Source organism: Thermococcus sp. GR5 (assembly GCF_012027535.1).
GTDB lineage: Archaea > Methanobacteriota_B > Thermococci > Thermococcales > Thermococcaceae > Thermococcus > Thermococcus onnurineus.
In genome coordinates this window covers 1-12,708 of record NZ_SNUN01000008.1, presented here as the reverse complement: position 1 = coordinate 12,708, position 12,708 = coordinate 1, and the positions used below count along the sequence as shown (strand labels likewise).

Below are 12,708 nucleotides of genomic sequence, written 5' to 3'. Positions count from 1 at the left end.
ACCATCACCTCCGTTTGTTACTTTGGTAATTGCATAATCACGTGATTACATGATCCTGAATTAATCAAACTTCAAAAGGAAGCTTGTGGCCAAGCTTCTCGGCTTTGATCCTTAGGTAGGGTCTGTTGTGCTCGGTAACCTTACCCGGGGCGGGAATCATTTCAACTACCTCAATTCCGAGCTCCTCCAGCGCTCTTGCTTTATTGGGGTTGTTGGTTATGAGTCTCACTTTCGAGACGCCTAATGCTCTAAGCATCTGGAATGCCGCCTCGTAAGTCCTCTCGTCCCCCTTATGTCCCAAAGCTTCGTTGGCTTGGACTGTATCGAGTCCCTTATCCTGAAGCTCATAGGCCTTTATTTTCTCCTTCAACCCTATGCCACGTCCCTCTTGATCCATGTAAAGCAGAATTCCCCCTTCTTGGGCTATCATCCGCAGGACGTTGCTCAGCTGGCTCCCACAGTCACATTTGAGCGACGCCAATGTGTCGCCGGTTAGACACTTGGAATGTATCCTCACGAGTGGCACTTCACTGTAGGGTTCCTTAACTATTGCCACGTGTTCCTTGAAATCTAGCTCGTTTTCAAAGCTTATTATTCTGAACTCCCCATAGCGCGTCGGCAGTCTCGCGTTGGCATAAACACTCACCAGTTGCTTTCTCCTGACAAACTCCCTCCAGACGTCGTCCGTCGTGAGGACAGGAAGATCATGCTCCTTAGCGAACTTCAGTACGTAATCATGGTCGTGACTGTCTCCTTCTCCGTTGAGAATCTCCACTATTAGGGCATAGCGTTTGAAGCCGAGTATCTCCATCAGCTCCAATGAGCTCTCCGTGTGGCCTCTTCTCCAGTTAAGACCTACTCCCCCTAAGAGATGCAGGTGGCCGGGATAGCGGAAGTGCTCGACTTCCAGTCCCTCCGCTATCTTCCTAGCCGTTAAAGCCCTCTCCTCGGCTGTTATACCCGTGAACGTCTCCTCGTAGTCAACTGGAATCAGGAAGTTCGTCTCTCCTCCCTTGCTCGGTAGTGGAAAGAAGCCCCTTTTTAAGGCCTGTTCCAGATCTATCGTCAGACAGAGAAGACCTTTCATAGAAAGCATGAAGTTCACAACCTCTGAATTAGCTAATTCTGCTGGATAAACTAAATCAGCTTCAAACTCTCTCCTATTGTCTACAAGGACAGCGGGTTTTCCATCAATGATTGCCCTCCTGATGCTTTCCCAGTCCGGTTTCATCCTTTCACCTCCTGGATTCTCCTCACGTATCTAGCTAGAACATCTATCTCATAGTTGACTTCATCACCTGGCCTCAGCGAGCCGAGATTGGTTTTCTTCAGCGTGTAGGGTATCACCTGAACCCAGAAACGTGTAGGCTCAACCTTAGCAACCGTCAGGGAGACACCGTTAATGGCTATGCTCCCCTTCTCAGCCACTCCCCACCGCTCGGGGGGCATCTCGAAGGCCATCCATGTCGTGTTTTTGCTTTTCCTCGATGCCAGAAACCTCAGCGTGCCGTCCACGTGGCCAGTAACTATGTGTCCATTAAGCCTTTCGCCCACCTTCATAGCCCGCTCAAGGTTCACAAACTTTGCCCTAGTCAGATTGGTTCTCTTCCGAGTTTCTTCGCCGACGTCGAAGGTGGCTATCCTTCCGTCAAAGCTTATGACGGTCAGGCAGGCCCCATTTACTGCCACACTATCTCCCGGCGTAACCTTGAAAGGGACTTCGACATGGAGCCTTCCAGCAGAGTATCTCGCCTTGCCTATGGCCTCAATAATGCCGCTGAACACCACAATCACCCGGGTAAGCTGTAACAAGGAGGCTCTCACCGAGCTTCTCGATTGATTCTATCTCTAACACCGGTGCCTCGTTGGCTTCTTTCACGCTGAGGCACTCGAAAGGCTTTATTCCCCTCCCAAAGAGCTTTGGCCCATAGAAGATGTAGAACTTGTCGGCATAGCTCAAGAACTGGCAGGCTATTCTTCCACCTTCAATCAAGACGCTGTCTATCCCCATCTCGCCGAGCTTTCTAAGAATTCTTTCAGGATCGGTTTCCTCGACAATAGTGGCGTTTACTTCTCCAAACGCTTCCGGATTTTCTGTGAAGATTATCACGTTTCCATCATTGAAGAGACGGAAACGTCTACCGTTGCTCAGCTCCTCACCGATAAGGCCGTGTCTGTCGAGGATAACCTTGTATTTTGGGGGACATTCAGGAAGGCGGCAGTTGAGCTTCGGGTTGTCCCTAAGAATCGTTCCGGCTCCAACCATGATTGCCATGTGCCTTCTCCTGAGCTCCTGAACCTTTTGCCTCGCCTTATCTCCCGTTATCCACTGAGAAGAGAAGCTTTCTGTAGCAATAAAACCGTCGAGAGTTAGGGCAAGCTTTATTGAAACGAATGGTATCTTGGTAGTTATATATTTGATGAAGATCTCATTCAGCTTTTTCGCCTCTTCCTCAAGGATGCCGACATCAACTTCTATGCCTGCTCTCTGCATCTTTTCAATGCCTCTGCCCGCGACAAGTGAGTGAGGATCCTTCATTGCCACGACCACTCGTTTAAAGCCTTCAGCGATTATTCTATCAGCACATGGTGGCTGCTTTCCCCAGTGAGAGCACGGTTCGAGCGTTACATACAATGTTGCTCCCCTAGTGTCGTGTCCCCTATCCTTGGCGTCCTCGATAGCGTTAATTTCGGCATGCTTTTCCCCAAACTTCCTGTGCCATCCAACACCTATTACCTCACCATCTTTGACTATGACTGCCCCAACCATTGGATTAGGGTTTACCCAGCCCTCTCCGCGCTTTGCCAGCTCCAGCGCGAGATGCATAAACTTCTTGTCTTCGTCCATCATGTTTCAGAAAATTGTTCCATAATTTTTAAGAATTTGTTCCAAAATTGGAATAACAGAATCTTTTTATTGTCTCATTCATAGCGTTAAAGCGGTGATTTCCATGGATGACCCTTACATGTGGATGGAGGACCTCCAGGACGAGCGTGTTCTCAAGCTGGTTGAGGAAGAGAACAAACGCTTTAGGGAGTTTATTGGAGAGCTGAGCGACGAACTGTTTCCGGAGGTCTGGGAGTACTACTCGATGCCAACCCTCTACGGGGCGAAGCTAACTGAAAAGGGCATCATAGTGATGTTCAAGGAGAGGGACAGGCAGATAATTAAGTGGCTCAGCGGAAAAATTCTAGTTGACTCCAAGAGGCTTGAGGAGGAGCTTGGCGACGAGGTTCTCCTTCAGGGGTTCACAGCAGACGATGCTGGGAAACGCCTCGCATACAGCTTTTCCATCGGAGGCGCCGACGAGGGGATAACAAGGATCATAGACCTTGAAACCGGAGAGCTCATCGACGAGATGAAGCCCTCGGTCTGGAACGTTGCTTTCCTGGAAAACGGCTACTACTTCGGCAGGTTCTACCGCCACGACGAGACACCCGATGGCGTTAAGGCTCCAGCCGTGAGGCTCTTCTGGAAGGATGAGGGCGGAGAGAAGATGGTCTTCGGCGAGGGGCTTAGCTCCGGCTACTTCATCGGGCTGAGGAAGAGCACCGACGGAAAGTGGGCGATGGTAGTTGTGACCTTTGGCTGGAACAAGGCTGAGATATACCTCGGCCCCATAGAGGAGCCCGAAAAGTGGGAGAAGGTTTACTCGGCCGAGGTTCCGGCACAGCCGATAGAGGTTGTCGATGGAAAGGTCTACATTCTCACGAAGGAAGGAAAGGGCCTCGGAAAGATCATCGCAATCGAAGACGGCGAAATCGAGGAGGTGATCCCCGAGGATGAGTTCCCGCTGGAGTGGGCAGTAATAGTGGGCGACAGAATCCTAGCCGGCAGGCTCGTCCATGCCAGCCACAGACTTGGGGTCTACTCACTTGATGGCAAGAAGCTCGACGAGATTACCTTTAACCTGCCCGGAAGCCTCTATCCACTCGACGCCGATGGCAAGAAGGTTATCCTTCGATACGAGAGCTTCACCATCCCCTACAGGCTCTACGAGTTTGACGGGGAGCTGAAGCTTCTCGACGAGAGGAAGATTGAAGGAGACTTTCAGGTGGGCGAGGACTTTGCGATCTCAAAGGACGGAACGAGAATCCACTACTTCATTGTAAAAGGAGAGAAAGACGAGAAGAAGGCCTGGGTCTTTGGCTACGGCGGCTTCAACATTGCCTTAACTCCGAGGTTCTTCCCGCAGGCGATTCCGTTCATACGGCGCGGCGGAACCTTTGTGATGGCCAACCTCAGGGGAGGCAGTGAATACGGCGAAGAGTGGCACCGCGCCGGAATGAGAGAAAACAAGCAGAACGTCTTCGACGACTTCATAGCCGTTCTCGGTAAGCTTAGGGCCGAGGGCTACAAGGTTGCCGCCTGGGGCAGGAGCAACGGTGGACTGCTTGTCTCAGCGACGCTCGTCCAGCGGCCGGACGTCATGGACGCGGCTCTGATAGGCTACCCCGTCATCGACATGCTCCGCTTCCACAATCTCTACATCGGCAGCGTTTGGGTTCCTGAGTACGGCAACCCCGACGATCCGAAGGACAGGGAGTTCCTGCTCAAATACTCGCCCTACCATAACGTTAAAGAGCAAAAATATCCACCAACGCTCCTCTACACTGGCTTATATGATGACAGGGTTCATCCAGCACACGCCCTCAAGTTTTTCATGAAGCTAAGAGCGGTCAGCGCGCCGGTTTATCTGCGCGTGGAAACTAAGAGCGGCCACATGGGTGCTTCGCCTGAGACGAGGACAAGAGAATTGACTGACCTGCTGGCGTTTGTTGTTAAGACTCTCGAGGCTTAGTCCTCTCCCCTAATTTTCAATGTGTAACTCTCAACTAATACTCCAAGCAGAAGCCAGAATCTGCCAGAGCTCGAAAAGTTCTTATATTTCCGGGGACTAGAATATACCCGGGGCAGAAACATGGAGAGCGCAAGGATATCAACGGGCATTCCTGGTCTCGATGCGATGCTCAACGGTGGCCTAATCCCGGGAAGGACTTATCTAGTCAAGGGAGCTCCCGGAACTGGGAAAACAACGCTCGCGATGCACTTTGCTATGGCAGGCATTGCCAACGGGGAGAACGTTCTCTATGTGACCTTAGAGGAGCCAGCAGATAACCTCAGGGCGGACATGACCAAGATGGGATTTAACCTCCGCGATCCTAGGTTCACCCTGATAGACGCAACTCCTGCGGCTGAGAGATACGTTCTCGTGGACGACTTCTTTGAGTCCTTCGCTAAGAACATAGAGAGAATGACGGAGGCCATAAAGCAGCAGCTCCGCACGAGGCACTACACCCGAATAATTCTCGATCCCATAACCATGCTCAAGCTGACAGCAACGAAGGAGATAGAGTACAGGAGGGCTTTCCTGGCCTTCATAAAGACGATGATGAGGATGAAAACGACCGTTCTGCTGACATCGGAGCTCCAGAGAACGGACATCGAGGAGTACCTTGTGAGTGGCGTGATAGAGCTGGAGGCCTTCGAAATCGACGGAAGGCTCTCCAGGGGCATCAAGATAACCAAATTTAGAGGGAGCGGCTTCGACGGAACCATCAGACCGTATGAAATTACTGACAGAGGGATAGTGATCTACAACGATCGCGTGGTTTCTTTACCCTGATGCTTCTATCATCGCCATTATCTTTCTGTGCAGCTGCTTGATGAGTTCCCTTCTGTCTTCCATCAGAACGACGTCGCTGGAACCTATAACTTCGAGGTTGAAGGCGAATGGACTTGGCAGCTCGTTGTGCTCGATTACAACCCTAACTTTCCCATCGCGAACCCAGCTCAGGAACTGCTCCGCGCTCTCAACGTCCATTTTGTCCTCCATTATCTCGCGGTAGACCTCTTTCAGGAGCGGGAAGTAGGGGTAGTTCTCCTTGAGCACTTTGAGGAGAGCAACGGCCATCACCTGCTGCCTGCCGAGCCTCTTGCTCCTCCCGATATAGCGCCTTAAAATGAGCAGTCCACGGTTGGCCACGTGTCTAAACCTTCTCTTCAGCAGTTCGGTATTGTCGAGGGCCTTTTTGAGAGCCCCCCTCAAATCTCCAATCTCAAAGAGCGCCCGTATTTCTTCCTCGTTCAACCTCTTCTCCGGCGGGAGGAGAAGGGCAAAGCCGTTGTCGTTTATCGCTATTCCAACGTTGCAGTTCTTCCACTGGCTGACCATGTAGGCAAAGGCTCTGCTTAAGGCATCGTTTGCTCGCCTGCCGATGAGTGTGTGGAAAAAGTAGCGGTTTCTCTTCTCGCCAAGGATTTCCTCAACGAGAACCGTGCTGTCGTCCGGAATCACCGAATAGCGAGCCTGCTCGCGGAAGTAGGATAAAATTGCTCTCGCGGCGCGCTCGTCTATGCCGTATTTCTTCGTGAGAAGCGACTTTGCGCTCTCCTTGTCTAGAAGGTTCTTAACTTCCCTCCTAAACCTCTGAACGTCCAGGGCAAGGTCAAAGCTCAGCGGAAGCATCTCTGAGAACCAGGCAGGTATGGTTGGCTTCGCACCCTCGCGCGGGATAACGTAGATCTTGTTGCCCCTGCTCTTGATGAACTCGTAGGTCCTTCCGGCGAGAACGAAGATGTCTCCTGGCATGAGCCTCTCGGCGAACTCCTCTTCAACCGTCCCGATGAGCTTTTTGTCCATAGTGTAAACCTTTATCTTTGCTTCGTCAGGAATTGTCCCGACGTTCATGTAGTAGATGGCCCTCGTCATCTTGCCGCGCCTGCCGAATTTTCCGTCCTCCAGCCATATCTTGGCATAGACCTTCCTCTCCTCGAGGCCGGCGTATTCTCCCGCCAGATACTTCAGCACGCTCATGAAGTCCTCGTAACGCAGGTCGTGGAAGGGGTAAGCTCTTCTCACGAGCTTGTATGCCTCATCGACCTCCCAGACCTGGTTCAGTGCCATTCCTAGCAAATGCTGAACCAGAACATCAAGTGGATTCTTCGGAATTCTAACCCTGTCGAGCCTCCTGTTGCGGGCGTTGTGCGCCAAAACGGTAACCTCAACCAAATCGTCCCTGTCGAGGGCCAAAATGACACCTTTGCTCACGTCGTGCAACCTGTGACCGGCCCTTCCAATCCTTTGCAATGCTCTATTGACGCTCTTTGGCGAACCGATGAGGATAACCAAATCTATTGTACCGATGTCAATGCCAAGCTCTAAGCTTGTCGAAGTGACAACAGCCTTCAGCTCACCCCTCTTTAGCTTCTCCTCGACGTCCAGACGAACCTCTCGCGAAAGGCTTGAGTGGTGAGCCTCTATCAGCCCCTCAAACTCAGGATAGCGCTTCTTCAGGTTGAAGGCCACTCTCTCAGCACCGCTCCTAGTGTTGGTGAAGATTAGCGTCGTCCTGTGTTCCCTTATCAGCTCGGCCAGGCGTTTGTAGAGGGCGTCGCTCAGGGTTCCAGCGTCAGTGTAAATCAAATCCTCGACGACGCTCTCAACCCATATTCTGGTCTCTTTGGCGAAGCTGACGTCAACTATTAGGCCAGGTCTCGGTTTGCCCTCATCATCGAAGCCGAAAACGAACTTGGCGACCTCCTCGAGGGGGTGAATTGTAGCGCTCAAGCCTATCCTGACGAATTCACTCTCGGCGAGATTTGCCAGGCGTTCAACGCTCAATGCTAGGTGAGAACCGCGCTTGTTCTCGGCCAAGGCGTGAACCTCATCGATGATGAGGTACTTTACAGTTCTCAGCCTCTCGCGGAACTTCGGCGCGTTGAGCGCTATGGCGAGGCTTTCTGGAGTGGTTATGAGTATGTGGGGTGGTTTTCTCACCATCTTGCTCTTCTCGTAGCTCGAGGTGTCGCTCGTCCTTATGCCGACCCTTATCTCCGGCAGCTCGTAGCCGAGCTCTTTTGCCACTTCATTTATCTCCGCCAATGGTCCCTCAAGATTACGCTTTATGTCGTTGTTGAGTGCTCTCAGCGGCGAGACGTAAAGAACGTAGATTTTATCATCCAGCTTCCCCTCTTTCCCCAAAAGAATAAGCTCATTTATTGCCGCGAGAAAAGCAGAGAGAGTCTTTCCAGAACCGGTCGGCGATGAGATGAGAACATTCTCTCCCTTGTGGATCTCAATAACCGCATATCGCTGGGGCGGAGTGAAGGTGCCGAACTTCCGCTTAAACCACTCCCTAACCGGCTCGCTCAGTATCTCGAATATCTCCTCGTCCGCGTATTCTCTCTCGGCGTACCTTATCCTTTCCTCACTCATCGGCCGACCATTTGCTTTTGGATTTTTAAACTATTCGGTTGGCTTAACAAACTTTTTAAGTGCTTATGATGAACCCCAATTGGGTGAGAAGATGGAAGTGCTCAAAAAGGTTCTTGAGGAGTTCAACCGGCTCCACGGCAGCGAAGCCCAGGCCAGGCTCGTGGGAGTCAATGGCGATGAGGTCGTCATTGAGTTTGAGGGCTCGTTCTGCGCAACCTGCGGGCTCTACGACTACTTCGACGACATCAAGTGGGAAGCCCTCGACTTTGGGCTGGAGCTTGAGCCCGCCGAGGTCTTGGAGGCTGAAGAGGACGAATTCGAGCACGGACGGTACGTTGTGAAGTACAGGCTTGCAGGCAAAAGTTAAAAGCGCCCCCTCGATTCTTCCACCATGGACTTCCTCCTCATGGCCCTTGCGGTAATCCTTGCTTGGGACGGCTACTTTTTCGTTAATTACATAATTAGCCTTTTCAGTAATTACAGAATTCGGGAATGGACGCCGAAGGTTAGCCTAATAATCCCTGCCTACAACGAGGGAGAAAGGATCTTGAGGGCCATAAAATCGGCTCTTGCTCAGGATTACCCGGATTTTGAGGTCATAGTTGTTGATGATGGAAGCGAGGATGACACATACGAGATTGCGAGCTCTATTAAGGATTCAAGGCTCAGAATTTACAGAAAAGAACACGGCGGGAAGGCGAAAGCCCTCAATTTCGGCCTTGCGAAGGCGAGCGGTGAGATAATAGCCACCACCGACGCCGACAGCGAGCTCGATAAAAATGCCCTGAAGGGGCTGGTGAGGCGCTTCCACTCTGATGAGACCCTCGGCGTGGGCGGCCAGGTACGGATTATGGGCTCTTCCTTCCTCGAGAGGGCTCAAGATATTGAGCACCTGAGGATTGCAATGTTCCGACGCGCTAAAGAGCTCGACGACCTGAGCCTCGCTCCCGGGCCCATAGCGGCCTTCAGGAGGGAAGCGCTTGAGAGAATTGGCGGTTTTGTTGAGGACATAGTCGAGGACTATGCCACGACCAAATCCATCAAAAAGCTCGGAAAGGTCGTCTACGCCCCAATGGCCAAGGTCTACACCGAGATGCCTAAGACTCTCTCCAAACTCTGGCGCCAGAGGAAGCGCTGGTTCCTCGGCGATCTGAAGAACCTCGGCGGCGGCTTCACCAAGGATTGGGCGTTCCTGCTGTTTTCCGACTTCGTGGCATTTCTTGATGTTATCCTTCCTCCTCTCCTCTTGGTTCTTGGTCGCTTTGAGCTCTTTGCATTTTGGTATGGCTTTGAGGTCATCACGATGCTCGTTCCGACGTTTGTTGAGGGTGGCTCGTTCTTTAATGCCCTGTTCTTCCCGTTTATAGTCTGGTTCTGGGCGCTGTTCTACCTCACACTCCACGTTTACGGCTATGTTAGACTACTCCTGGGCAGGCTTTGAGAGTGCCTGCTCTCATCCCCATGCGAAACCTTTTTAAATGCTCACTTATGTGCTACATAGACTATATAGACTATGTGTTAACCAATAGACTAAATAGGCGTGATTACGATGATGCTCATAATCGCTGCCCTTTTCATGGCCTGGGCAATAGGTGCGAACGACAGTGCAAAGGCAGTTGGGACCGCCGTGGGTTCGGGAGTTATTGGATTCAAGCGGGCCGTGCTGCTCATTGGAATATTTACGACTTTGGGTGCCCTCCTTGGTGGTTCGGGCGTTTCAGGAACGGTGAGCGGGTTAGCCGAAGGTATGGGAGCCCCGACGCTTGGTTTAGTACTCTTCAGCGCAGCGGTAGCAGTTACAATCGCGAGCCTCTGGGGAAAGCCCATCTCAACCACACAGTCCCTCATCGGAGCTTTAACAGGTGCCTCCCTTGCGCTTGGCCTGTCTGTCGACTGGGGAACGCTTGGAAGGATAACCCTCGCATGGGTTCTCTCCCCCATCCTGGCGGCCCTTACGGCCATAGTCGTCTATCGTCTCTACTCTCCGGTGTTGAAGAGGATAAAGTGCCTCAAAAACCTGGAGCTGACCCAGAGGTGGTTGATATTTACGGCGGCTTCTTTCTCAGCTTTCAACCTCGGTGCAAACGAGCTCTCCAACGTAGCAGGTATACTAGAAAGCTTGGGCTTTGATGGGCCGTTCAAGGTCGTCCTTGCCCTCATGCTCGCCATTGGAGCGCTGACCTTCAGCTATGAGGTTATGATGACGGTTGGAAGGGATCTCTCCCCTCTTGGACCGACTTCGGCTTTCTCATCGCAGTTAGGGGCTTCTTTAGCGGTCAGCGCCGCTAACCTGCTGGGACTCCCAGTCAGCTCTGGTCAGGCAATAATAGGCGCCATAAGCGGGCTTAGTGCTTACAAAGGTGAGCATGTAAATGTCAGGGTTCTCCTTGGAATAGTCCGGGGGTGGATTCTCGGTCCTCTGGCTGCTGGTGGGCTGGCATACCTGCTCGTTGGCCTATTAGCTTAGGCTTTTAAACCGACCGCCGAAGGTTCTTGAGGTGTTGCGAGATGGTCGAGTTTAAGTTTGAGGTAAAGGCGAGAGACGCCGCTGGTAGGATTGGAAAGCTTGAAGTTAACGGGAAGAAGATAGAAACGCCTGCCATAATGCCAGTCATCAACCCGAAGCAACTCACAGTGACGCCGAAGGAACTGAAGGAGATGGGCTTCGGCATAATAATCACCAACTCCTACATCATTTACAAGACACCCGAGCTTAGAGAGAAGGCCCTTGAGGTCGGCATTCACAGGCTCCTTGACTACGACGGCATCATCGAGGTCGATTCCGGCTCCTTCCAGCTCATGCGCTACGGCGGCGTTGACGTTACCAACAGGGAGATAGTCGAGTTCCAGGAGAGGATTGGTGTCGACATCGGGACTTTCCTTGACATCCCCACGCCCCCGGATGCTCCAAGGGAGAAGGCAGAGGAAGATCTCAGGATAACCCTCGAGCGCGCGAAGGAGGCCGAGGAGATAAAGGGGATAGCGATGAACGCGGCGGTTCAGGGCTCAACGTATCCGGACCTGAGAACATATGCCGCCAGAAAGCTCAGCGAGATGAACTTCGAGATTCATCCTATTGGCGCTGTCGTGCCGCTGATGGAGAGCTACCGCTACAGGGATTTGGTTGATGTGGTCATAGCCTCCAAGCAGGGCTTGAGGTCCGACAGGCCGGTTCACCTCTTCGGCGCTGGCCACCCGATGATATTCGCTTTAGCTGTGGCGATGGGGATAGACCTCTTTGACTCTGCCAGCTACGCCCTCTACGCCAAGGACGACCGCTACCTGACGCCTGAGGGGACGAAGCACCTGAGCGAGCTTGAGTACTTCCCGTGCTCATGCCCCGTCTGTTCCCGCTACACCCCCCAGGAGCTCCGCGAGATGCCGAAGGAAGAGCGCACGAGGCTTCTTGCTCTCCACAACCTCTGGGTAATCAGGGAGGAGCTCAACCGCGTGAAGCAGGCCATCAAGGAGGGCGAACTCTGGAGGTTAGTTGACGAGAGGGCGCGCTCACATCCGAAGCTCTACGCTGCCTACAAGCGCCTCCTCGAGTATCAAGACTACCTCGAAAAGAACGAGCCGATAACCAAGGCGAGCGCCTTCTTCAAGGTGAGCGAAGAATCCTTGAAGTGGCCGATAGTCCAGAGGGCCAAAGCGAGAGCGGAGCGCGTTAAGGCGAAGTTCCCTGAAACAATCAACCATCCGATATTCGGGGAGATTCCCAAGTATTTAAGCCTTAGCTACCCCTTTGCCCAGAGTGAGGGCGAGGAGGACTTTACGATAGGGAAGCCAGGGAAGCATGAGGTCAGGAACTACGTTATGGCTGTAGCCGAGTACCAGTTCGGAGGGGGTGCTGGGGAGGCCTTTAAGGACGCCTTTGTCGAGCTGTCGAGGAAGACGGGGATGCCAAGACAGATCAAGGCAAAGGGCAAGCACCTCGCAACCTTCAGAGCGGAGGATGGGCTTTTAACGCTCGGTATCGAAGGTGCTAAGAGGCTCCACGAAATCCTGCCGTTCCCGAGGATGCGCGTGGTGGTCGATGAGGACGCCGAACCCTTCGCGAGGAAGGGCAAGAACGTCTTCGCGAAGTTCGTGATTGATGCCGACGAGAACATAAGGCCATACGACGAGGTTCTTATCGTGAACAGAAACGATGAGCTCCTGGCAACCGGGCAGACACTGCTGAACGGAAGGGAGCTCAAGCTCTTCCAGAGCGGTCTGGCCGTGAAGGTCAGGAGAGGAGTTGAGAAGTAGCTTCGAAAATTTTATAACCTTCCCCCTTTTCTTTACTCTGGGCGGGCCCGTGGTCTAGATGGTTATGACGCCACCCTTACAAGGTGGAGGTCCGGGGTTCGAATCCCCGCGGGCCCACCATAACGAAAGACAAGGGGGCTCCGCCCCCTTATCTCTCTGTACTCTCAAACCCCCGAAGTGGGGCTTCGCCCCACAAACCCCGTTTTTCTCCTAAACCTCCGGGGGGCTACCGCCCCCA

Annotated in this window: 10 protein-coding genes and 1 tRNA gene; 7 read left to right on the top strand and 4 right to left on the bottom strand. The window is 52.7% G+C overall.

Going from position 1 to position 12,708, the window contains the following annotated elements:
- Positions 1–64: 64 nt before the first annotated feature.
- Genes E3E33_RS08355 through ribD form a run of 3 tightly spaced genes read right to left on the bottom strand, consistent with a single transcriptional unit; the run spans position 65 to position 2,851 of the window.
- Complete coding sequence (locus E3E33_RS08355; RefSeq protein ID WP_167711853.1) at positions 65–1,231, bottom strand: bifunctional 3,4-dihydroxy-2-butanone-4-phosphate synthase/GTP cyclohydrolase II; 1,167 nt, start codon at positions 1,229–1,231, stop codon at positions 65–67.
- Positions 1,228–1,785, bottom strand: a complete 558-nt coding sequence (locus E3E33_RS08350) for a riboflavin synthase (RefSeq protein WP_167711852.1) — start codon at positions 1,783–1,785, stop codon at positions 1,228–1,230. Before E3E33_RS08350 ends, E3E33_RS08355 begins: the two co-directional genes overlap by 4 nt.
- Positions 1,766–2,851, bottom strand: coding sequence for a bifunctional diaminohydroxyphosphoribosylaminopyrimidine deaminase/5-amino-6-(5-phosphoribosylamino)uracil reductase RibD (gene ribD, locus E3E33_RS08345; protein WP_167711851.1), 1,086 nt, complete (start codon positions 2,849–2,851; stop codon positions 1,766–1,768). The genes E3E33_RS08350 and ribD overlap by 20 nt, the downstream gene beginning before the upstream one ends.
- A 100-nt stretch (positions 2,852–2,951) precedes the next feature.
- On the opposite strand from ribD, the gene E3E33_RS08340 reads away from it, so the two are divergent.
- Positions 2,952–4,802 (top strand): prolyl oligopeptidase family serine peptidase, encoded by a 1,851-nt coding sequence (locus tag E3E33_RS08340; RefSeq protein WP_167711850.1) that lies wholly within the window; start codon positions 2,952–2,954, stop codon positions 4,800–4,802.
- Positions 4,803–4,922: 120 nt separating this feature from the next.
- Positions 4,923–5,627, top strand: a complete 705-nt coding sequence (locus E3E33_RS08335; protein ID WP_012571571.1) for a gas vesicle protein GvpD — start codon at positions 4,923–4,925, stop codon at positions 5,625–5,627.
- Here E3E33_RS08335 and E3E33_RS08330 read toward each other — a convergent pair.
- Positions 5,619–8,219, bottom strand: coding sequence for an ATP-dependent helicase (locus E3E33_RS08330; RefSeq protein ID WP_167711849.1), 2,601 nt, complete (start codon positions 8,217–8,219; stop codon positions 5,619–5,621). The two genes, E3E33_RS08335 and E3E33_RS08330, sit on opposite strands and share 9 nt — an antisense overlap.
- 91 nt (positions 8,220–8,310) lie before the next feature.
- Between E3E33_RS08330 and E3E33_RS08325 the strand changes: the two genes are divergently transcribed.
- From E3E33_RS08325 to E3E33_RS08305, 5 genes are all read left to right on the top strand, one after another.
- Positions 8,311–8,586 (top strand): hypothetical protein, encoded by a 276-nt coding sequence (locus E3E33_RS08325; RefSeq protein ID WP_012571573.1) that lies wholly within the window; start codon positions 8,311–8,313, stop codon positions 8,584–8,586.
- A gap of 24 nt (positions 8,587–8,610) precedes the next feature.
- Positions 8,611–9,660 (top strand): glycosyltransferase, encoded by a 1,050-nt coding sequence (locus E3E33_RS08320; RefSeq protein ID WP_167711848.1) that lies wholly within the window; start codon positions 8,611–8,613, stop codon positions 9,658–9,660.
- Positions 9,661–9,768: 108 nt separating this feature from the next.
- On the top strand, positions 9,769–10,686 hold the full coding sequence (locus E3E33_RS08315; protein ID WP_167711847.1) for an inorganic phosphate transporter: 918 nt from the start codon (positions 9,769–9,771) through the stop codon (positions 10,684–10,686).
- A 41-nt stretch (positions 10,687–10,727) separates the two neighbouring features.
- Complete coding sequence (tgtA, locus tag E3E33_RS08310) at positions 10,728–12,470, top strand: tRNA guanosine(15) transglycosylase TgtA (protein WP_167711846.1); 1,743 nt, start codon at positions 10,728–10,730, stop codon at positions 12,468–12,470.
- A 43-nt stretch (positions 12,471–12,513) separates the two neighbouring features.
- A tRNA-Val gene (locus E3E33_RS08305) sits at positions 12,514–12,590 on the top strand.
- Positions 12,591–12,708 lie beyond the last annotated feature (118 nt).

Coding starts and splice junctions, on each gene's coding strand:
- E3E33_RS08315 (WP_167711847.1), top strand. CDS start 9,769: ATGATGCTCATAATCGCTGCCCTTTTCATGGCCTGGGCAATAGGTGCG.
- E3E33_RS08335 (WP_012571571.1), top strand. CDS start 4,923: ATGGAGAGCGCAAGGATATCAACGGGCATTCCTGGTCTCGATGCGATG.
- ribD (WP_167711851.1), bottom strand. CDS start 2,851: ATGATGGACGAAGACAAGAAGTTTATGCATCTCGCGCTGGAGCTGGCA.
- E3E33_RS08355 (WP_167711853.1), bottom strand. CDS start 1,231: ATGAAACCGGACTGGGAAAGCATCAGGAGGGCAATCATTGATGGAAAA.
- tgtA (WP_167711846.1), top strand. CDS start 10,728: ATGGTCGAGTTTAAGTTTGAGGTAAAGGCGAGAGACGCCGCTGGTAGG.
- E3E33_RS08325 (WP_012571573.1), top strand. CDS start 8,311: ATGGAAGTGCTCAAAAAGGTTCTTGAGGAGTTCAACCGGCTCCACGGC.
- E3E33_RS08320 (WP_167711848.1), top strand. CDS start 8,611: ATGGACTTCCTCCTCATGGCCCTTGCGGTAATCCTTGCTTGGGACGGC.
- E3E33_RS08330 (WP_167711849.1), bottom strand. CDS start 8,219: ATGAGTGAGGAAAGGATAAGGTACGCCGAGAGAGAATACGCGGACGAG.
- E3E33_RS08340 (WP_167711850.1), top strand. CDS start 2,952: ATGGATGACCCTTACATGTGGATGGAGGACCTCCAGGACGAGCGTGTT.